Origin of the sequence: Streptomyces sp. SDT5-1, assembly GCF_052245995.1 — a bacterium.
In the GTDB taxonomy this organism is placed as follows: domain Bacteria; phylum Actinomycetota; class Actinomycetes; order Streptomycetales; family Streptomycetaceae; genus Streptomyces.
The window spans coordinates 784,707-803,740 of sequence record NZ_CM125963.1 but is presented as its reverse complement, the minus strand read 5'-3'; the positions used below and the strand labels follow the sequence as shown (position 1 = coordinate 803,740).

Here is a 19,034-nt window from a genome sequence, read left to right as displayed (position 1 = left end):
AGGGGCGCGATGACCGAAGTGAACACCATCAGCGTCGAGGAAGCGACAGCCATCGCCCGGCTGCGCATGACGACCACGACGCTCGACATCCCCAAGGACTTCGACCGCTGGTCGGCCGACGACATGTCGGAGTGGCTCGAGCAGACCGAGGACGATCCGGACGTCTCGGACGAGGACTTCTACGAGGCCCGCAAGACCGTGCACCGCGTGCTCGGCGTCGAAGAGGCCTGACCTCGTCGAAGGTCCGACCTCCTCGAAAGGGCACGACCTCCTCGAAGAGGCTCGACCTCAGCCCTCGCCGTACGCCGCCGCGATCTCCTGCGACGTCGCCCACCGGCTGTACGTCGGTGACTGGGGCCACCCGGCGGGGGAGTCCTGCCATTCCTCCTGCCGCCCGTACGGCAGCAGGTCCACGAGGCCGAACAGGTAGCTGAGCTGCTCGGTGCCGCGGCCGGCCGTGTGCCAGGTGCGGTACACGCGGTCGCCGTCGCGCAGGAACACATTGACCGCGAACCCGCCGCCCGGAGGCGCGCCGACATCGGCGCCGAACGGGCTGTTCGCGATGGAGTACCAGGTCATCGTGTTGCCGACCCTGCGCCGGTACGCCAGCGCCTCGTCGATCGGACCCTGCGTCACGATCACGAAGCGGGCGTCGAACTTCTCGAGCCCCGCGAGCCGCGTGAACTGCGACGTGAAGCCCGTGCAGCCGTCGCACTGCCACTCGGCGCCCTCGTGCCACATGTGGTGGTAGACGATCAGCTGCGGGTGCTCCCCGAACAGCTCGGCGAGCCGCACCGGGCCTTCCTCACCCTCCAGTACGTAGTCGGGCATCTCGACTATCGGCAGCCGGCGGCGCTGCGCGGCGATGGCGTCGAGTTCCCGCGTGGCGGCCTTCTCCCTGACACGGAGCGCCGCGAGCTCCTTCTCCCACGTGGCGTGGTCGACGACGGGCGGCAGGGCGTTGCCGGTGGTGGGCATGGGACCTCCGGAGGACGGGCTGCGTACTTCTCCCTTACGAGGGGTGGACCGCGCGCGGCACCGAAAGTCATCGGTCGTCGCGCATCGGGTGGTGCGGCCCTGTCTCACCCGTTCGGCCCAGTCCTGATGGTCCGGGTCCCGCGCCCGCCAGAGGCTGGGACCTCAGGGCCCGTGGCCGCCGGTTCCGGGCCAGGGACCTCAGGAGGGAACCCATGTCCGCGCACCATCTGCCCCCGGACGACGGAACCGACGCCGCGGACGCGGACAAGGGGTTCGTGGCGGCCCTGGAACCCGGCGTCGTCAGGAACGCCGCCGGCGACGTCGTCTGGAACAGCGACGCCTTCGCCTACCTCAGGGAGCAGGCCGCGGACCCGCCGGACACCGTCCACCCCGGCCTGTGGCGGCAGGCCGCGCTCTGCGCCCGCCAGGGCCTGTACGAGGTCACCGACGGCGTCTACCAGGTGCGCGGCCTCGACCTGTCGAACATGACGCTCATCGAGGGCGAGCGCGGCGTCGTCGTGGTCGACCCGCTGGTCTCCGCCGAGGTCGCCGCCGCGGCGCTCGGCCTCTACCGCGCGCACCGCGGCGACCGCCCCGTCACCGCCGTGATCTACACGCACCCGCACTTCGACCACTTCGGCGGCGTGATGGGCGTGATCGGCCCCGACACCGGCGTGCCGATCGTCGCGCCGGAACACTTCATGGAGCACGCGGTCTCCGAGAACGTGTACGCGGGCACCGCCATGATCAGGCGCGGCATGTACTTCTCCGCCTTCGGCACCCCCGTCGGGCCCACCGGGCAGGTCAACATGGGGCTCGGCATGGCCACCTCGTCCGGCTCGGTCGGGCTGATCCCGCCGAACCTGACGATCACCAGGACCGGGCAGGAGGAGGTCCTGGACGGCGTGCGCTTCGTCTTCCAGATGACGCCCGGCACCGAGGCCCCCGCCGAGATGAACTTCCACCTGCCCGAGCGCCGCGCCCTGTGCATGGCGGAGAACGCCTGCCACACCCTCCACAACCTGCTCACCCTGCGGGGCGCCCAGGTCCGCGACGCCCGCATGTGGTCGCGCTACCTCAACGAGGCGCTCGAACTCTTCGGCCACGAGTCCGACGTCGTCTACGCCTCCCACCACTGGCCGACCTGGGGCCGCGAGCGCATCGTCCGCTTCCTGACCGAACAGCGCGACCTGTACGGCTATCTGCACGACCAGACGCTGCGCCTGATGAACGCCGGGCAGACCGGCATCGAGATCGCCGAGGAGATCGAGCTGCCGCCCGAGTTGGAGAAGGCGTGGCACGCGCGCGGCTACTACGGCTCCGTCTCGCACGGCGTGAAGGCCATCTACCAGCGGTACATGGGCTGGTTCGACGGCAACCCCGCCCACCTGTGGCAGCACCCGCCGCAGGCGCAGGGAGAGCGGTACGTGCGCACGCTCGGCGGCGCCGACCGCGCCGTCGAGACCGCCCGCTCCTTCGCCGACGAGGGCGACCTGCGGTTCGCCGCCGAACTCGCCTCCCACGTCGTCTTCGGCGCCCCCGACCACACCGGCGCGAAGGAACTGCTCGCCGACGTGCTGACTCGGCTCGGGTACGGCGCCGAGTGCGCGACCTGGCGCAACTTCTTCCTCGAAGGCGCCCACGAACTCACCGACGGCATCCCCAGGACACCGATCGCGCTCGCCGCGAGCATGGCGTCCGCGCTGTCCGTGACGCAGATCCTCGACTCGCTCGCGATCCGCGTCAACGGCCCGCGCGCCTGGGACGTGCGCCTGAGCATCGTCTGGAAGATCATCGACCTGGGCGAGACGCACCGCATGGAGCTCTCCAACGGCGCGCTCGTCCACTTCCCCGACCCCCGCGACAGCGACGCCGACCTGACGCTGACCCTCACCAAGGCCCAACTGCTGGGCATGCTCGCCGGAGAGGGCCTCGACGGCATCGGACAGCAGGGCGACGCGTCCGCGCTGGCCCGCCTGTTCGGCCTCCTCGACACGCCTGACCCGAACTTCCCGATCGTGACGCCCTGATGGCGGCTGTCGTCATGCGCGACGGCCGTCGGTCTCGGTCTCGGTGAGGAACGGCACCACGGCGTCGAGGAACGCCGCCTGCGCCTCGACATTGGCCATGTGCACGGTGGGCAGGACGACGAACCGCGCCCCCGGGACGGCCGCGGCGAGCTCCTTGCCGTGCCCTGCGGAGGTGACGGTGTCGTGCTCGCCCGCGATGACCAGGGTCGGGCGGTCGATGAGCGCGGCCGTGCGGCGCAGGTCGTAGTCCCGTACGGCAGCCCAGCTCCCGGCCACGCCCTCGCGCGGAGTGGCGAGCAGGGTGCGACGGAAGCCCTCGACGATGTCGTTGTCACCTCGAAGCATGTCGGCCGGGAACCAGTTGTGCAGAAAGGTCTCCGTGGTGGCCCGCATGTCGGGGGCGGCGAGCAGTTCGGCGATCGGCTGGTTCCACTGGTCGGCGGGGCCGAGGTGTGCGGCGGTGTTGGAGAGCACCAGTCGGTCGACGCGCTCCGGGACGTGGATTCCCAGCCACTGCGCGACGATTCCGCCCAGGGACAGGCCGAGAACGTGCACGCGTCGCAGATCCAGCGCGTCCAGCAGCTCCACGACATCGCGCCCGAGACGGTCCAGGGAGTACGGGCCGCTCGGGGCGTCGGAGGCGCCGTGACCGCGCGCGTCGTAGCGCAGCAGCCGGAAATGCTCCGTCAGGGCCGGTACTTGGCCGCCCCACATGTGGAGGTCGGTGCCGATGGAGTTCGACAGCAGCAGCACGGGCTTGTCCTCGTCGCCGTCGAATCGGTAGGCGATGCGGACGCCGTCTCCGGTGGTGACGGCGGTACGGGTTCGAGAAGTCATCTCAGCTCCAGGGGTCCAGCGGCCGGTGGTCCAGCGGCCATGTGCTCAGCGTAGGAACGCCCTCTGGAGGGATCCATTACAAAGATCGGACGCTCACTGTAGGTTCGCCGGACAATGTCGAACTTCACGCTCCACGAATTGCAGTGCTTCGACGCCGTCGTGCGCGGCGGCGGATTCCAGGCCGCCGCCGATCTGCTGCACCGCTCGCATCCCTCGGTGTTCGCGGCCGTCCGCAAGCTGGAACGTCAGTTGGGCCTGGCCCTCCTCGACCGCTCGGGCTACCGCATCCGCCTCACCGAGTCCGGGCACGCCTTCCACCGCAAGGTGCGAGTCCTCCTTCATGAGGCCGAGGAACTGGGCACGTACGCGGCGCAGTTGGCGATGGGCGAGGAGGCCGAGCTGCGCGTTGTGCTCGGGGACCTGTGCCCGCTGCCACCTGTCCTCGAACTGCTCAGCGGATTCTTCGCGCGGCGCCCGCAGACCCGACTGCACCTGCAGTTCGAAACGGTCACCGGACCGTGGGAGCGACTCCTTGAGGACGAGGCCGACCTCATCGTGCACCGTGTCCCCAAGAGCGACGTGCGCATGGAGTGGATCGACCTCGGCCGCATCGCCCTGGTGCCCGTCGTGGCACCCGGCTTCCTGCCCTTCGCCCCGGACACCGACATCACCCCGCAGCGGATGCAGAACCTCACGCAATGTGTGGTGAGGGACTCGGCGCGGCAGCCGTCCGAGCCGGGCCACTTCCTGGTCGAGGGCGCGCCGCAGACCTCCGTACCCGACCACCTCATGAAGAAGGAACTGATCCTGCACGGCATGGCGTGGGGACACGTGCCGCGATTCCTCATCGAGACCGAGCTGCGCAACGGAAGCCTGATCTCCATCGCCGGACGGCACTTCCCCGGTGTGGTCGAGGACCTCGCGGCGGCCCGCAGGCTCGACCGCCCGCACGGCCCGGTGGCGGACCGCCTGTGGGACTTCCTGGCCCGGCACGCTCCGGTCCTGAAACCGGCGTTGGGTCGTGTGCCCAGGGCGAGGAAGGCACCGGCGCGCGACCGGTGACGCGGGCGGCTTCCTGCCCTTGGCCGAGGAGCGCGGCACGGTCCATCGTCGTCGACTCCGCGCACGCCGACGCGCCGGCCCCCACGGAACCGGCGCTGTCGACACACCTTCGCGGCCGGGCTCAGTGCTTGATGCCCACGCCCGCCAAGAGGCTGATCTCGGCGTCCGCGATCTCCGTGCCGTCCTCGGGGTTGTCGCGGCGCCAGCGGTGGCAGCACACGATGCCCGGGTCGATGAGGTCGAGGCCGTCGAAGAAGCGGCGCACGTCCGCGTGCGAGCGGAACTGCACCGGCGTACCGGAGTTGGTGTACGCCTCCGCCACCCCGTTCCACGTCTCCGGGTCGAAGTCCGGCGTGCAGTGGTTCATCGCGAGGGCGCTGCCCGCCGGGAGCGGGTCGAGGAGCCGGCGCACGATCGCGTACGGGTCGTGCGGGTCGGTGACGAAGTGCATCAGCGCGTTGAGCGACAGCGCGATGGGCTTGGAGAAGTCCAGGACCTCGGCGTCCTCCACCGCGTCCATCAGCGAGTCGGGGTCGGTGACGTCCGCCTCGATGTACGCGGTGCGCCCCTGCGTCGTGCTGCGCATCAGCCGCTCGGCGTACTTGAGGACCAGCGGGTCGTTGTCCGCGTAGACGACACGGGCCTCGGGCACCAGGGACTGGGCGACCTGGTGCAGATTGGGCTCGGTGGGAATGCCGGTGCCGATGTCGAGCCACTGGCGGATGCCGTGCTCCTGGGCGAGGACGCGGGTGGCCCGGTGCATGAACGCGCGGTTCTCGCGGGCGGTGACAGGGAGGCCCGGGTGCGCCTTGGCGGCGACCATGGCCGCCTCCTTGTCGACCTCGAAGTGGTCCTTGCCACCGAGGAAGTAGTCGTACATCCGGGCCGAGTGCGCCTTGCTGGTGTCGAGGTCCCGGCCGGACTGCCTGGTGGTCATGTGCTCCCCTTCGTAGGTGTGTCTGTCGGCCCACTGGTCTGGAACGCGACCTCGGTCGGCGTCCCCTCCGCCCACCGCCGGCTCATCCGGCGGCCAGATGATCGGCCAGGCCCTGCTTGACGCCGCGCACGAACGCGGCGATCTCCTCCGGCGTGTAGATCAGCGCCGGCCCTGCCGGGTCGGTCGACTGCCGAACGGCCACACGGCCGTCGGCGAGCAGCTTCGTCTCGACGCACTGACCACCGTTGGGCCCGCTCCAGGGACGCTCCCACCCGTGCTCCCCGAGGTTGCGGGCCGGCATCCCGTTGTAGACGCCCTCTTCGATGACCGTCATGTTGAGTACTCCTTGCGCATACGGTTCAAGAGCGCCCTGCTGTCCTCCGAGGACGTCAGCAGCGACATGCGGGAGTGCGCCTCCAGATGGGAGACGACGTCCGCGCGCTGGTCCAAGTAGACGGAAGCGGACAGGAGTTCGCTGTAGACGATGTCGGGAAGCTCGGGTTCCTCGAACCGGAAGTACGTGAACGGGGCGCAGGCTCCGACATGCGCTCCCGCGGAGAAGGGCACGATGTCCACGCTGATGTGCGGCAGCTCGGACATGTCCAGCAGCCGCTCGATCTGCTCGCGCATGATGTCGGCGCTGCCCACCTCCTTGTGCAGCACCGCCTCCTCCATGACCACCCACAGCGTGGGGGCGTCCTCCTTGTCGAGCAGGCCCTGACGGCGGAGCCGCAGCTCGACGCGGCGCTCGAGGTCCTCCTCGCTCCCGTTCGGCAGGCCGCCGCGCAGTACCGCGCGTGCGTAGTCGGGAGTCTGCAGGAGGCCGGTGACGTACTGGGGTTCGTAGGTGCGCAGGGTCTTGGCGTCGGTCTCCAGGCTCACGTAGGCGGTGAACCAGCTGGGGACCGCGTCCCGGTAGGAGTGCCACCAGCCCGGCTCGTTGGCCTGCTCGGCCAGGTCGACGAACTCGTCGATCTCCTGGCGGCCCGCGCCGAAGGTCTCGAGCAGCTTCTCCACGTAGAGGGGCTTGAGCGCGACCTCGGCCTTCTCCAGCCGACGGATCGTCAGGGTCTTCACGCGCAGGGCCTTGGCCGCGTCCTCCAGCGAGGCACCGGCGGCCAGACGCATGTCCTGCAGCCTGCGGCCGAGGATCATGCGCAGCACTGTCGGTGCGCTGGTGCCAGCGCGGGCCTCACTCACGCCCAACCTCCTGAGGATTCATCAACAAGACCATTCTTGCAGTGACTTGTTGAAGACGCCAGAGTGATAGGCGTCTTGCTGAAATTATCAGGGAGTCGGTTGCAGCGTGCGCACGATCACGCGCATAGTTGCTGTGTGAGCGGTGAACGCCGCTCTCGCTCGAGCTGTTGGCCCGCACCCCCACTCCGCGCGCCCCGCCCCGCGGAAGGCACTGGAAGGCGACATTCGTGACTCTCCCCACGCCCTCGGCACCGGCTCCGTCCCCCGCGTTAGGCGAGGCCGGGCCCGGCCGGGAGTTCTGGTTCGGTCTGCCCGCCCTGCGAAGCAGCGCGAGATCGGCGAGAGACACGGTGCGCGCGAGACTCCGGTCCTGGGAGGTGCCGGGCGACACCTGCTGCGACGCGGTGCTGCTGGTCTCGGAGTTGACGACGAACGCACTGCTCCACACCGACAGCGCTCAGGTGCTGTGCGGCCTCACCCTCACGGGTGATGAGCGGAGCCTGCGGATCGAGATCCACGACGAGGGCCGCACCGACGAGCAGCCGCGCGAGCACCGCGCGGGACCGGGGGAGGAGAGCGGGCGCGGCCTGTTCCTCGTCCGTCAACTCGCGGACCGCTGGGGCTCGGGGCGCTCCACGCGGGCCGAAGGAAAGGTCGTCTGGGCGGAGTTGACGGCCTTCACGTGATGTCCCGGGAGCCGGCCCGCGCCGCACGGCCGCGCTCCTTCACCCCACACGCGGCGAGGAATCCATTCTCCTCGATCCATTCACAGGAGGCGCCCATGACCCCCCACGGCGAAACCGCTTCTCCCGCCGTCTTGTACGTCTGTGCCGACCGGGCCCCGGGCGCGTCCGGGGCGGCCACGCAGTGCGCGCAGACCGAAGGCCAGGCGTTCGCGCAGGAGCGCGGTCTGACCATCGCCGAGGTCGTCACCGACACCTACGGCGAGCCCGATCCGGCCCGCCGCAGAGGCTGGCGGCGGGTGCGTCAGCTGGTGCAGACCGGTGACGTCGCCGCGGTCCTCGTCCGCTGGCCGAGCGCGATCGCGCCGGAGTCCGCGCACGAACTCCGGCATCGCGAGACCGCCTGGCTCCAGGACCACGGCGTGCGCGTGCGTTACACCTGGGCGCCGCTCACGCGTCCAGGCCCCCTCGCTTGACGAGCTGCGCCGCGATCACGTTCCGCTGGATCTCGTTCGTGCCCTCGCCGACGATCATCAGCGGCGCGTCGCGGAAGTAACGTTCCACGTCGTACTCGGTGGAGTAGCCGTACCCGCCGTGGATCCGCACGGCGTTGAGCGCGATCTCCATCGCCGTCTCGGACGCGTACAGCTTCGCCATCCCGGCCTCCATGTCGACCCGCCGGCCCGCGTCGTACTCACGGGCCGCGTGCAGGGTCAGTTGCCGGGCCGCCGTGAGCTTGGTGGCCATGTCGGCCAGGTAGTGGCCGATCGCCTGGTGCTGCCAGATCGGCTTGCCGAACGACTCCCGTTCCTGCGCGTACGCCAGTGAGTCCTCCAGGGCGGCGCGGCCGACGCCGAGCGCGCGCGAGGCCACCTGGAGCCTGCCGGTCTCCAGGCCCTTCATCATCTGCCCGAACCCCTTGCCCTCCGTGGCGCCGAGCACGGAGTCGGCGCCCGCGACGTACCCGTCGAAGGCCAGTTCGCAGCTCTCCACGCCCTTGTAGCCCAGCTTCGGCAGATCGCGGGAGACCGTCAGGCCGGGACCGTGCTCCACGAGGAGGATTGAGATGCCCCGGTGCGTGGGCGTCGCGTCCGGATCGGTCTTGCACAGCAGTGCGATCAGCCCGGAGCGGCGGGAGTTCGTGATCCACGTCTTCGAGCCGTTGACGACGTACGTGCCGTCGTCCTGGCGGCGGGCCGTGGTGCGCATGGCCTGGAGGTCGCTGCCGCCGCCCGGTTCGGTGAGCGCCATGGTCGCGCGCAGCTCGCCGGTCGCCATCCGCGGCAGATACGCGGCCTTCTGCTCCTCCGTGCCGTACAGGGTGAGCAGCTTGGCGACGACGGTGTGGCCGCCCATCGCGCCCGCGAGGCTCATCCAGCCGCGCGCCAGCTCCTCGGTGATCAGAACGTAGGCGGGCATGGAGACCGGGGTGCCTCCGAACTCCTCCGGGACGGCGAGTCCGTAGATGCCCATGTCCTTCATCTGTTCGATGAGGGCCTCGGGATAGGTGTTGGCGTGCTCCAACTCCTGTACGACGGGCTTGACGTGCTTGTCGACGAAGTCGCGCACGGTCTCGACGACGAACCGTTCGTCGCCGTCCAGGGCGTCCAGGGTGCTCACGGGCGTTCTCCTCTGCTTGCTGCTGTCGTCTCGTGGTGTCGGGTGGCGGGGTCAGACCGCGCGGGCCGCGCGCAGCTCCGCGATCTGCTCGGGGGTGCGTCCGCGTTCCTTCAGGATCCGTTCGGTGTGCTCGCCGAGGGCCGGGACCGGGCCCATCAGGGGGGTGATTCCGGCCAGATCAACCGGGGGCCGCAGCGCGTGCGCGGGGCCGCCCGGTGTGTCGATCTCGCGCCAGCGGTCGCGGCCCGCGAGCACGGGGTGGTCGAGGAACGCGGCGACGTCGTTGACCCCGGCGTTGGCGATGCCCGCCGCGTCGAGCGCCTCGGCCGCCGCCGCGCCGTCGATCTCGCGGAAGCGTTCTGCGATGACGACGTTCAGGGCGTCGCGGTGGGTGACGCGCGCGGACCCGCTCGCGAACCGGGGATCGTCGGCAAGCTCTGGACGCATCAGGAACCGCGCGCACAGGGCGCGCCACTCGCGCTCGTTCTGCACGGAGAGCAGGATCTGTTTCCCGTCGCGCGCGGTGTACGCGCCGTACGGGGCGATGGTGGCGTGCTGGGTGCCGATGCGCGGCGGCTGGGAACCGCCGTAGCGGGTGTAGTTGGCGGGCTGGCCCATCCACTCGGCGAGCGCCTCGAACAGCGACACCTCCACGGCGCGCGCGACGCCCGTGGTCGCGCGGGTGAACAGGGCGGTGAGGATGCCCGTGTACGCGTACATCCCCGCCGCGATGTCGGCTATCGACACACCCACCCGGGCCGTCTCCTCCGCGGTGCCGGTGAGCGAGACCAGACCGGTCTGGCACTGCACCAGCATGTCGTACGCCTTGCGGTCGGCCCACGGGCCGCTGGTGCCGTAGCCGGAGACGGTGCACGCGATCAGGCGCGGGTGCCGCTCCGCCAGCGCGGCGGCGTCCAGGCCGAGGCGGGCGGCGGCGCCAGGACCGAGGTTCTGCACGAACACGTCGGCGTCCGCGAGGAGTTCGTCGAGCAGTGCACGCCCTTCGCTTGACTTTACGTCGAGGGTCAGCGACTCCTTGCCGCGGTTGAGCCAGACGAAATAGCTGGACTCGCCGTGCACCGTGGTGTCGTAGCGGCGGGCGAAGTCACCGCCGTCGGGGCGCTCCACCTTGATGACGCGGGCGCCGAGGTCGGCCAGTTGGCGGGTGGCGTAGGGGGCGGCCACGGCCTGTTCGAGGCTGACGACGGTGATCCCGGCCAGCGGGGCGGGCGGCGCGGTGGCGGGCTCGGGCGTCCCGGTCATGCGGTGACCTCCAGGGGCGGGGCGTGCGCGGGGTGGCCGGCGGCGGGCTGCCTCGCGGCCACTGACATCATGGGTCTTCATGGCAGGGCTCGGGAAATAGCAAGTGTTGATGGCGCCATGCGTGGCGCGGATGGCAGGGGAGGGGCGGGCGGATGGACATCAAGCAGCTCAAGGCGCTGGTGACGGTCGCGGAGGTGGGCAGCGTGACGCGCGCCGCGACGGTGCTGCACCTCGTGCAGCCCGCCGTCACCCGCCAGATCCGCACCCTGGAGGAGGAGCTGGGCGTACCGCTCTTCGAGCGGACCCGCCAGGGCATGCGGCCCACCGAGGCGGGGGCGGTCGTCGTCGAGCGGGCCCGGCGCGCGCTGCACGAGCTGGAGCGGGCCCGCGCCGAGGTGCGGCCGACGCCCGGCGAGGTGTCCGGCATCGTGACCGTCGGCCTCCTGGAGAGCACGCTCGAACTCCTCGCCGAACCCCTGGTCACGGCGATGCGCGAGGCCCACCCGGGCGTGCGGCTGCGGGTGATGACCGCCTACTCGGGCCACCTCCAGCAGTGGCTCGACGACGGCGACCTCGACCTGTCCCTGCTCTACAACCTCGACCGCGCGCCCTCCCTCAACGTACGGCCCCTGGTGCGGGAGCGGCTGTGGGTGGCGGCGCCGCCGTCGGCAGGGCTCAGCGCCGACAAACCCGTGCCGTTCGCGGAGGCGGCGGCGCGCCCGCTGGTGATGCCGACGTCGGGGCACGCGCTGCGCTCGCTCATCGAGTCGGCGGCGGCCCGCGCCGGAGCCCGCATCGAGGTGGCGGCGCAGACCAACTCGATGCCCGTGCAGAAGCAGCTCGCGCGCGCCGGGCACGGCTGGACGGTGCTGCCAGGTGTGGGACTCGCCGAGGACGTCGCGGCCGGTACCCTCAGCGCCGCCCCGCTGTGCGAGCCCATCGCCTGGCGCTCCATCGTCCTCGGTACACCACGTACCGGACGCACCCCTCCGGCCGTCGCCGTCGTCGCGCGGGAACTGGTGCGTCAGGTGCGCGCCGCGGTGGAAAGCGGTGGGTGGCCGTCGGCGCGACTGCCCGAGACGGAGGACGAGGGCGGCGCCGACGAATGAGAAGCGAGAAACAAGGGATGAGTGAGAACGTGCACACCGAAGAAGCCACCACCACGGCCGCGGACGGCACCGTCCTCGCCTACCAGACGCGCGGCACAGGCCACCCGCTCGTCCTGCTCGCCGGACAGGCCAACAACCACCACTGGTGGGACTCCGTCCGGGACGACTTCCACCCGGCCCGCCGCACCATCACCGTCGACTACCGGGGCACGGGCGCCAGCGGGAGCCCCGAGGCCCAGGAGGGCTATGCCACATGGCAGTTCGCCGACGACGTGATGAGGGTCCTCGACGCCCTGGGCATCGAGCGCGCCGACGTGTACGGCACCTCCATGGGCGGACGGGTGGCGCAGTGGGCCGCCGCGCGCTACCCCGGGAGGATCCGGCGCCTCGTCCTCGGCTGCACGTCCCCCGGTGGGCCGTACGCGGTCGAGCGCGACGGGGACGTGCGCCGCGCGCTGGCGAGCACCGAACCGGGCGCCGCGCAGGAGGCGCTGACCGACCTCATGTACACACCCGCCTGGCGCGCCGCCCACCCCGGCCCGTACGGCACGCTCGGCGACCCCGACATGCCGCCGCACGCCCGCCGCGGCCACCTCCGTGCGAGCAGCGGGCACGACGCGTGGGACGCGCTGCCGCACATCATGGCGCCCACCCTCATCCTGCACGGCGACGAGGACCGGCTCACCCCGCCCGACAACGTGCCGCTGCTCGCTTCCCGGATCCCCGACGCGACGACGCGGCTCTTCCCCGGCGCGCGCCACGCGTACTTCGAGGAGTGTCGAGAAGAGGCCGGGGCGATGGTCCTGAACTTCCTCAAGGGGGCCCCGATGTGAGAGGGCGGGGCGTGGGCGGCCGCCATGCTGCCGAGGCATGGTCGCATCACGGATTTCTATTGTTCCGCATCCCTCATCAGCACTCATGATGAGTGGCGTTCTGAGCCGCCCGACCACCTCGTATCGAGCCCTGAGTACGGAGACGCCACGATGAGCCATACGCCGATCCCCGACCCGCCCTCCCGGGTCACCGCCAACGTCGTGCGCGGATGTCTGGGCAACCTCATCGAGTGGTACGACTGGTTCGCCTACGCCACCTTCAGTGTCTACTTCGCGCCCGTGTTCTTCCCCGAGGGCAGCCAGACCGCCCAACTCCTGTCCACCGCCGTGGTGTTCGCCGTCGGCTTCCTGATGCGCCCGCTCGGCGGCTGGCTGCTCGGCGCGTACGCCGACCGGTTCGGGCGGCGCCGGGCGCTCACCCTGTCCGTGCTCCTGATGAGCGCCGGATCGCTGGTCATCGCCCTGTCGCCGGGACACGACGTCATCGGCCTGTGGGCGCCCGTCCTCCTCGTCGTCGCCCGGCTCGCCCAGGGTCTGTCCGTCGGCGGCGAGTTCGGCTCCAGCGCCTCCTACCTCTCCGAGGTGGCACCGCCGGGACGCCGCGGCTTCTACTCCAGCTTCCAGTACGTGTCCATCGTGCTCGGCCAGCTCAGCGCGCTGCTCGTCGCGATCGTCCTCCAGAACGTGCTCACCGAGGCCCAACTCGCCGACTGGGGCTGGCGCGTCCCCTTCGTCGTCGGCGCGGTCGCCGGACTCACCGTCATGTACCTGCGGCGCACCATGGAGGAGTCCGAGCACTTCCAGAAGGAGCGGGCCCGCGCCACCGACGGCGAACGCAAGGGACTCGTCGCCCTGTTCAAGGAGTACCCGCGCCAGCTCCTCGCCGTGTTCGGCCTCGCCATCGGCGGCACCGTCGCCTTCTACACGTACACCACGTACCTGCAGAAGTACCTGGTGAACACCGCCGGCATCCCCAAGTCGACCGTCACGGTCATCGGGTTCGCCGCGCTCTTCGTCTACATGCTGCTCCAGCCGCTCGTCGGCGCGCTGTCCGACCGGGTGGGCCGGCGCCCCGTCATGTTCGGCTTCTCCATCGGCTGCATGGTGCTCACCGTCCCGGTCATGACGTTCCTCGGACACACGAGCAACCCGTGGGTCGCGTTCCTCCTGATGACCCTCGCCCTCGCGTTCGTCACCGGGTACTCGGCGCTCGCCGCCATCGTGAAGGCCGAGATGTTCCCGACGAAGGTACGCGCCCTGGGCGTCGGCCTCCCGCACGCCCTGGTCACCGCCACGTTCGGCGGACTCACCGAGCCGGTCGCCCTCGCCCTCAAGCAGAACGGGCACGAGACCGTGTTCTTCTGGTACGTCACCGGGTGTGTCGCCCTGACGCTCCTCGCCACCATCCTGGTGCGCGAGCCGTCCCGCGACTCCCACCTGGAGACCACCACGACCGCACGGACCGAGACCGCGCCCACGGCCCACGCGTGACACCACGGCACCTCGTGACTTCACGGCGCCCGTAGAAGGAAGGCACACACCAGCATGGAACCCGCCGCGTCCACCCCGTCCCTCGCCTCCTGCGTGGAGTCCTGGGCGCCCGCCGCCACCACCGACGAGGACGCCCTGCCGCCGGGCCCCGCGGCCGCCCTCTCCGCCGTCCTCGATCTGCCCGAACCGGCGGCGAGGGCGGGCGACCCGCTGCCCCCGCTGTGGCAGTGGCTGTATTTCCTGGAGTGGCCGGGACAAAGCGAACTGGGCCCTGACGGCCACCTCGCCGACGCCCGCTTCCTGCCCCCGATCCCGGAACGGCAGCGCATGTTCGCCGGCGGCCGGGTGCGGGTCGAGGAGCCGCTGCGCCTGGGCGAGCCCGCCGAGCGCGTGTGCAGTCTCGCGTCCGTGACACCCAAGACAGGACGCAGCGGCGAACTGCTCTTCGTCACCGAACGCCGCGAGTTCCGCCAGTCGGGCCGCACCCGCCTCGTCGAGGAACAGGACATCGTCTACCGCTCCGGGCGCAGCGCAGCGGCGGCACACCCCGCCACCCTCGACACCACGGCACTCCCGCACTCCGAGGCGCCCTGGACGATCGCGGCACAGCCGGACGAGCGGCTGCTGTTCCGGATCAGCGCCCTGACCGCCAACGCCCACCGCATCCACTACGACGCCCCGTACTGCCGCGACGTCGAGGGTTACCCCGGACTCGTCGTTCACGGCCCGCTGCTCGCGCTCCTGATGCTCGACCTGGTGCGCCGCAACGCGCCCGAACGGCAGGTGCGTTCGCTGTCCTACCGGCTGCACCGCCCCGTCTTCGCCGGTGAACACCTGCTGGCCACCGGCGCCCCGACGGACGAAGGGCAGGGCGCGCGACTCGGCGTGGCCACGCACCGCGAGGAGCGGCACGCGAGCGCGGGGGTGACCTTCGCATGACCGGCCCCCGCGCGGCTCTCGCGGCCGCCCGTACCTTCCTGTTCGTGCCGGGCGACCGCCCCGACCGCTACGCCAAGGCGCACGCGTCCGGCGCGGACCAGGTGATCGTCGACCTGGAGGACGCGGTGGCGCCCGCGGACAAGGATGCGGCCCGCGCCCACGTCGCCGCCTGGCTGGAGGCGGGGCACCGGCCCGTCGTACGGATCAACGCGCCGGGCACACCGTGGGCCGAGGCCGATCTCGCCGTGGCGGCCGAGCACGGCTGCCCGGTGATGGTGCCCAAGTCCGATGATCCGGCGGTCCTTTCGGAGCTGGCCGCGCGCACGGCAGGCCGTTGCCCGCTCGTCGCGCTGATCGAGACCGCCCGGGGTGTGCTGCGCGCGCCCGAGGTGGCCGGGGCGCCGGGCGTCGTACGGCTCGCCTTCGGCAACGTCGACCTCGCCGCCGACCTCGGTGTCGCGCCGGACGACCACCTGGCGCTGACCCATGCCCGCTCCCAGGTGGTCCTCGCCTCGGCCGCCGCGGGGCTCTGCCCGCCGGTCGACGGTGTCACCACGGCCGTACGGGACACGGACACGCTCACGGCCGACGTCGCGCACGGCCGCCGCCTCGGCTTCACCGGCAAGCTGTGCGTCCACCCCACCCAACTGCCGTACGTGACGGACGGATTCGCGCCCAGCGAGGCCGAACTGGCCTGGGCGCGCTCGGTGCTCGACGCCGGGGACACCGTCACCACCGTCGACGGCCAGATGGTCGACAGGCCCGTCCTGGAACGCGCCCGCCGCATCCTGGCCCAGGAGGCCCGCTGACACCACCTACGGCAGCTTGTGGCCCTGCACGATGTGGTCGACACCGTAGTACGTGGCGATGCAGGACGCGGGCCACTTCGCCTTGCCGCCGTGCCGGAACGGCTCGGTCATCTTGCTCTGCGGAAGCCGCTTGTACGGCAGCACCTGGGCGCCCGCTGCGGCCTGGCCCCGCATCCAGGCGTCCTGACGGTCCCAGTCGCGGGCGTGCGCCTGCATGGTGGTGGCGAGGCCCGCGAGGGACACCGTCAGCGCGACGCACACGACGGCGTACAGCACACCACCGGCGGCGAGCACCGGCACGGGCCGCCGCACCCAGCCGCGCGCCGCGTGTCCGAGCAGGCCGCCGGCGAACACGAGCAGCAGCAGGTAGAGCAGCAGATAGTCGTTCCACAGGCGGGTCGACGACACCACGTACTCCTTGAACACCGGATACGTGATGACCGTGCACAGGAACCCGGAGACCCCCAGCGCGACGACACCGGCGGCGAGCAGCGGCGCGTACTTCCTGACCGGCGAGACACCACCGCGCGGGCCGGGAGACATCAGCCCCACGACGACACCCACCACGACCGCCCCCAGGTACCACCAGGTCGTCAGCAGCGTCACGGCGATCTCGGCGAAGCCGTGCAGGGCGCCCAGCAGCGAGTCCGAGGTGAACATCGTCGACGCGTGCTTGCGCTCTCGGCGGCGCGTGGCACCGGGGGAGGTGTACAGGATCAGCGTGCCGAGCACGACGCTCACGATCCCCGCCGCGCAACACACGCGCAGGAAGCGCCGCCGCGCCTCGGGGAAGACCCGCCCGCTCACCAGCAGGGCGCACCCGAGCACGGTCGCGACGACCACGCTGGTCTCCTCCGACAGCAGCCCGAGCGACACCCCGGCGACGACGACCACGGCGAGCGCGAGGTACTTCCCGCGCCGCGACCCCGCGAGCAGCACCGGGACGGCCGCCACGCAGGCGAACACCGGCGGCAGGGTGTGCGAGACGGAGGCCGCGGGCCAGTAGAACGTCTTGTACGTGTTGGGCGAGCCGAAGAGGAACAGCGCCGTCACCATCGAGGCCACGAGCAACGGCACACCACGCGGCGCCCGCACCTTCGCGGCGCGCAGCACGGCGAGGGCGAACACCCACATCAGGACCAGCACGAGCGCGCCCGTGACCGGCGCGAACCACTGCTGGCCCGCTTCACCGAAACGTGCGTACGCCCACACCAGCACGGCGTTGACGATCCGTCCGTTGTCCCGCAGGTAGAACTTCTCGACCATGGCGGGCAGTCCGCCGTCGTGGACCACTGGCAGGAAGCACCAGTCGTCGCCGCCCGTGCGCACCCACCGGGAGTTCCAGGCCGCGAAGACGAGCACGGCGATCGGCAGGAGCGAGAGCAGCCCCAGCGGTGCGGTGGTCCTCCACCACGCCTTCCGCGCTTCCGGAGCGACACCGGTGTGCTGGTCACTGACAGCCTTCTCCGGTGCGTGCACCACAGGCTGCCCCCTTCCCCTGAAGTGTCGGGAAAGAATATTTCCCGCCACGGACCGACGGATGACGAGCGGCCGACGAGAGGTCCGCTCGTCTGCCTGATCGAAACATAACCCGGCACGGGGGCTCGTCGGCGCGTCCGGCCCGACGTTCTTACCGTTGTCTTGACCTGATGCGTCATGGTGGTGGCCGTAGTCGAAATTGCTGGACACACACCTGCTGGGGAACCGAATGGAAGCGTGCCAGATCTCGGTTGTCGTGCCGTGCTTCAATGAGGAAGAAGTGATCAACACATTTCACTGTGCGTTGATGGAAGTCCTGGAAGGCACGGGGCGCTCCTTCGAGATCTGCTACGTCGACGACGGAAGCCGCGACAGCACGCGATACCGACTTCGTGCGCTCGCCGCCGATGACAAGCGCGTTCGCTATACGTCGTTCAGCCGCAATTTCGGCAAGGAAGCGGCCATGCTCGCCGGACTCCGCATGTCGCGCGGCGAGGCCGTGGCCCTCATGGACGCCGACCTCCAGCATCCGCCGGGACTCCTGTACCGGATGCTGGAACTGCGCCGGCACGGCTACGACCAGGTCGTCGCCCGCCGCGACCGGTCGGGCGAGGGCCTGCTGCGCAGGACCGTCAGCTCGGCGTACTACCAGGCCATGGGCCGCTGCATGGACGTCGATGTCGTCGACGGGGAGGGGGACTTCCGGCTGCTCTCGCGGCGCGCGGTCGAAGCGGTCCTCGCCCTTCCCGAAGCCAACCGCTTCTCCAAGGGCATCTTCTCCTGGATCGGCTTCGACACCGTCAGCTTCACATACCACAACGTCAACCGGGCGGCCGGCCGGTCGAAATGGGGCGGCAGGCGCCTTCTCAACTACGGGATCGACGGACTGATCTCCTTCAACAGCCGCCCGCTTCGCTTGGTGATCTATGCCGGCCTCGCTCTCGCCTTCGCGGCGTTCGCTTACGCGTTGTGGATCGCCGTCAATGTCGTCGTGCACGGCGTGGACGTTCCCGGATTCGCGACCCTGTTGATCGCCATTGTCGCCCTCGGCGGAATCCAGCTCGCCACGCTCGGCGTCATCGGCGAATACGTCGGCCGGATCTACGGAGAGACAAAGCACCGCCCGCCGTATGTGGTGCGCGAGACGGAGGAGAACGCACTGCGCGCCGGTTCGGTACCGGCACAGGGAAATGAAGTTCCCCTCACCGTCGATACGATCGTGCGGCCGAAGGAGTCCGTTCGGCGAACGTCCGGACTGCGCACCATGAAGCAGTTCGTCGTCTTCGGCCTGATCGGAGTCGTGAATACGGCCGTGTATATGGCCGTGTACGTGTCGCTCAACCGCTGGATCCCGTATTTGATCGCCCACGTCATCGGATTCATGGTGAGCGTCGTCGGCTCCTTCCTGCTGAACAGCTGCATCACGTACCGCACCAGGCCGACCTGGCAGGGCTTCTTCCGCTTCCCGCTGTCGAGCCTCGTCAACATGGTGTGCAGTGGCGCGCTGCTCTTCCTCGGCGTGCACGCCCTGGGCACGGACAAGAACGTCACCGCGCTGGTCGCGGGCATCCTCGTGACACCGTTCTCGTTCCTGATCGCCCGCTGGGCCATCCACTCGGGCAGCGCGCACACCCAGCAGCCGCAGCAGCAACAGTCGGAGCCCAACCGGGTACCGGTGGCGGTCGGCTCCGCAGATCCGCTCCGGCTGAAGGAACACCAGAGTCTGTGACGCCGACGGACGGCCGGACGCCCCCTGGGGCCCGC

The 19,034-nt window shown here is 70.6% G+C and carries 19 protein-coding genes; 11 read left to right on the top strand and 8 right to left on the bottom strand.

Translation table 11 applies throughout. The annotated features are described in order from the left end of the window. Window positions 1-9: 9 nt before the first annotated feature. Window positions 10-231, top strand: a complete 222-nt coding sequence (locus tag ACTWJ8_RS03770; protein ID WP_356380152.1) for a hypothetical protein — start codon at window positions 10-12, stop codon at window positions 229-231. A 57-nt stretch (window positions 232-288) separates the two neighbouring features. Here the strand turns inward: ACTWJ8_RS03770 and ACTWJ8_RS03765 are convergent, their stop codons facing one another. Then, window positions 289-978 (bottom strand): DUF899 domain-containing protein, encoded by a 690-nt coding sequence (locus ACTWJ8_RS03765; RefSeq protein ID WP_443262869.1) that lies wholly within the window; start codon window positions 976-978, stop codon window positions 289-291. Between the two features lie 212 nt (window positions 979-1,190). On the opposite strand from ACTWJ8_RS03765, the gene ACTWJ8_RS03760 reads away from it, so the two are divergent. After that, window positions 1,191-3,008: an alkyl/aryl-sulfatase gene (locus ACTWJ8_RS03760; RefSeq protein ID WP_443262868.1), complete on the top strand. Its 1,818-nt coding sequence runs from the start codon at window positions 1,191-1,193 to the stop codon at window positions 3,006-3,008. A gap of 12 nt (window positions 3,009-3,020) precedes the next feature. Here ACTWJ8_RS03760 and pcaD read toward each other — a convergent pair whose 3' ends face one another. Further along, complete coding sequence (pcaD, locus tag ACTWJ8_RS03755) at window positions 3,021-3,845, bottom strand: 3-oxoadipate enol-lactonase (protein WP_443262867.1); 825 nt, start codon at window positions 3,843-3,845, stop codon at window positions 3,021-3,023. Window positions 3,846-3,959: 114 nt separating this feature from the next. Between pcaD and ACTWJ8_RS03750 the strand changes: the two genes are divergently transcribed. Then, on the top strand, window positions 3,960-4,907 hold the full coding sequence (locus ACTWJ8_RS03750) for a LysR family transcriptional regulator (RefSeq protein WP_443262866.1): 948 nt from the start codon (window positions 3,960-3,962) through the stop codon (window positions 4,905-4,907). Window positions 4,908-5,028: 121 nt separating this feature from the next. Here the strand turns inward: ACTWJ8_RS03750 and ACTWJ8_RS03745 are convergent, their stop codons facing one another. The 3 genes from ACTWJ8_RS03745 to ACTWJ8_RS03735 form a co-directional block, all read right to left on the bottom strand. After that, window positions 5,029-5,844 (bottom strand): SAM-dependent methyltransferase, encoded by an 816-nt coding sequence (locus ACTWJ8_RS03745; RefSeq protein WP_356380131.1) that lies wholly within the window; start codon window positions 5,842-5,844, stop codon window positions 5,029-5,031. Between the two features lie 82 nt (window positions 5,845-5,926). Then, a complete protein-coding gene (locus ACTWJ8_RS03740) occupies window positions 5,927-6,178 on the bottom strand; it encodes a DUF397 domain-containing protein (RefSeq protein ID WP_356380128.1) in 252 nt (83 codons plus the stop codon). Then, window positions 6,175-7,044: a helix-turn-helix domain-containing protein gene (locus ACTWJ8_RS03735; RefSeq protein WP_356380125.1), complete on the bottom strand. Its 870-nt coding sequence runs from the start codon at window positions 7,042-7,044 to the stop codon at window positions 6,175-6,177. The genes ACTWJ8_RS03740 and ACTWJ8_RS03735 overlap by 4 nt, the downstream gene beginning before the upstream one ends. Window positions 7,045-7,352: 308 nt before the next feature. Between ACTWJ8_RS03735 and ACTWJ8_RS03730 the strand changes: the two genes are divergently transcribed. Next, entirely contained in the window at window positions 7,353-7,730 is a 378-nt protein-coding gene (locus ACTWJ8_RS03730) for an ATP-binding protein (RefSeq protein WP_356381606.1), read from the top strand. 95 nt (window positions 7,731-7,825) lie between these two features. Continuing rightward, window positions 7,826-8,203, top strand: a complete 378-nt coding sequence (locus tag ACTWJ8_RS03725; RefSeq protein ID WP_356380122.1) for a hypothetical protein — start codon at window positions 7,826-7,828, stop codon at window positions 8,201-8,203. On the opposite strand, the gene ACTWJ8_RS03720 is transcribed toward ACTWJ8_RS03725, so the two are convergent. Both ACTWJ8_RS03720 and ACTWJ8_RS03715 read right to left on the bottom strand, forming a co-directional pair. After that, window positions 8,178-9,347: an acyl-CoA dehydrogenase family protein gene (locus ACTWJ8_RS03720; protein ID WP_443262865.1), complete on the bottom strand. Its 1,170-nt coding sequence runs from the start codon at window positions 9,345-9,347 to the stop codon at window positions 8,178-8,180. The two genes, ACTWJ8_RS03725 and ACTWJ8_RS03720, sit on opposite strands and share 26 nt — an antisense overlap. Window positions 9,348-9,398: 51 nt before the next feature. After that, on the bottom strand, window positions 9,399-10,610 hold the full coding sequence (locus ACTWJ8_RS03715; protein ID WP_443262864.1) for a CaiB/BaiF CoA transferase family protein: 1,212 nt from the start codon (window positions 10,608-10,610) through the stop codon (window positions 9,399-9,401). Window positions 10,611-10,762: 152 nt separating this feature from the next. Here ACTWJ8_RS03715 and ACTWJ8_RS03710 point away from each other — a divergent pair, with 152 nt between their 5' ends. The 5 genes from ACTWJ8_RS03710 (at window position 10,763) to ACTWJ8_RS03690 (ending at window position 15,791) form a co-directional block, all read left to right on the top strand. Next, complete coding sequence (locus ACTWJ8_RS03710) at window positions 10,763-11,719, top strand: LysR family transcriptional regulator (protein ID WP_443262863.1); 957 nt, start codon at window positions 10,763-10,765, stop codon at window positions 11,717-11,719. Window positions 11,720-11,736: 17 nt separating this feature from the next. After that, the gene (locus ACTWJ8_RS03705; RefSeq protein ID WP_443262862.1) at window positions 11,737-12,552 is read left to right on the top strand and encodes an alpha/beta fold hydrolase; all 816 of its coding nucleotides are present in this window, start codon (window positions 11,737-11,739) and stop codon (window positions 12,550-12,552) included. Between the two features lie 150 nt (window positions 12,553-12,702). Further along, window positions 12,703-14,043, top strand: a complete 1,341-nt coding sequence (locus ACTWJ8_RS03700; RefSeq protein ID WP_443262861.1) for an MFS transporter — start codon at window positions 12,703-12,705, stop codon at window positions 14,041-14,043. A 54-nt stretch (window positions 14,044-14,097) separates the two neighbouring features. After that, entirely contained in the window at window positions 14,098-14,982 is an 885-nt protein-coding gene (locus ACTWJ8_RS03695; RefSeq protein ID WP_443262860.1) for a hypothetical protein, read from the top strand. Then, window positions 14,979-15,791 (top strand): HpcH/HpaI aldolase/citrate lyase family protein, encoded by an 813-nt coding sequence (locus ACTWJ8_RS03690; RefSeq protein ID WP_443262859.1) that lies wholly within the window; start codon window positions 14,979-14,981, stop codon window positions 15,789-15,791. Before ACTWJ8_RS03695 ends, ACTWJ8_RS03690 begins: the two co-directional genes overlap by 4 nt. Window positions 15,792-15,797: 6 nt before the next feature. Here the strand turns inward: ACTWJ8_RS03690 and ACTWJ8_RS03685 are convergent, their stop codons facing one another. After that, window positions 15,798-17,273 (bottom strand): DUF6056 family protein, encoded by a 1,476-nt coding sequence (locus ACTWJ8_RS03685; RefSeq protein WP_443262858.1) that lies wholly within the window; start codon window positions 17,271-17,273, stop codon window positions 15,798-15,800. A gap of 226 nt (window positions 17,274-17,499) precedes the next feature. Here ACTWJ8_RS03685 and ACTWJ8_RS03680 point away from each other — a divergent pair, with 226 nt between their 5' ends. Next, a complete protein-coding gene (locus tag ACTWJ8_RS03680; RefSeq protein ID WP_443262856.1) occupies window positions 17,500-18,999 on the top strand; it encodes a glycosyltransferase in 1,500 nt (499 codons plus the stop codon). The last annotated feature ends 35 nt before the right edge of the window (window positions 19,000-19,034 follow it).

Coding starts and splice junctions, on each gene's coding strand:
- ACTWJ8_RS03750 (WP_443262866.1), top strand. CDS start 3,960: ATGTCGAACTTCACGCTCCACGAATTGCAGTGCTTCGACGCCGTCGTG.
- ACTWJ8_RS03690 (WP_443262859.1), top strand. CDS start 14,979: ATGACCGGCCCCCGCGCGGCTCTCGCGGCCGCCCGTACCTTCCTGTTC.
- ACTWJ8_RS03680 (WP_443262856.1), top strand. CDS start 17,500: ATGGAAGCGTGCCAGATCTCGGTTGTCGTGCCGTGCTTCAATGAGGAA.
- ACTWJ8_RS03700 (WP_443262861.1), top strand. CDS start 12,703: ATGAGCCATACGCCGATCCCCGACCCGCCCTCCCGGGTCACCGCCAAC.
- ACTWJ8_RS03695 (WP_443262860.1), top strand. CDS start 14,098: ATGGAACCCGCCGCGTCCACCCCGTCCCTCGCCTCCTGCGTGGAGTCC.
- pcaD (WP_443262867.1), bottom strand. CDS start 3,845: ATGACTTCTCGAACCCGTACCGCCGTCACCACCGGAGACGGCGTCCGC.
- ACTWJ8_RS03745 (WP_356380131.1), bottom strand. CDS start 5,844: ATGACCACCAGGCAGTCCGGCCGGGACCTCGACACCAGCAAGGCGCAC.
- ACTWJ8_RS03725 (WP_356380122.1), top strand. CDS start 7,826: ATGACCCCCCACGGCGAAACCGCTTCTCCCGCCGTCTTGTACGTCTGT.
- ACTWJ8_RS03765 (WP_443262869.1), bottom strand. CDS start 978: ATGCCCACCACCGGCAACGCCCTGCCGCCCGTCGTCGACCACGCCACG.
- ACTWJ8_RS03705 (WP_443262862.1), top strand. CDS start 11,737: ATGAGTGAGAACGTGCACACCGAAGAAGCCACCACCACGGCCGCGGAC.
- ACTWJ8_RS03715 (WP_443262864.1), bottom strand. CDS start 10,610: ATGACCGGGACGCCCGAGCCCGCCACCGCGCCGCCCGCCCCGCTGGCC.
- ACTWJ8_RS03760 (WP_443262868.1), top strand. CDS start 1,191: ATGTCCGCGCACCATCTGCCCCCGGACGACGGAACCGACGCCGCGGAC.
- ACTWJ8_RS03740 (WP_356380128.1), bottom strand. CDS start 6,178: ATGACGGTCATCGAAGAGGGCGTCTACAACGGGATGCCGGCCCGCAAC.
- ACTWJ8_RS03770 (WP_356380152.1), top strand. CDS start 10: ATGACCGAAGTGAACACCATCAGCGTCGAGGAAGCGACAGCCATCGCC.
- ACTWJ8_RS03710 (WP_443262863.1), top strand. CDS start 10,763: ATGGACATCAAGCAGCTCAAGGCGCTGGTGACGGTCGCGGAGGTGGGC.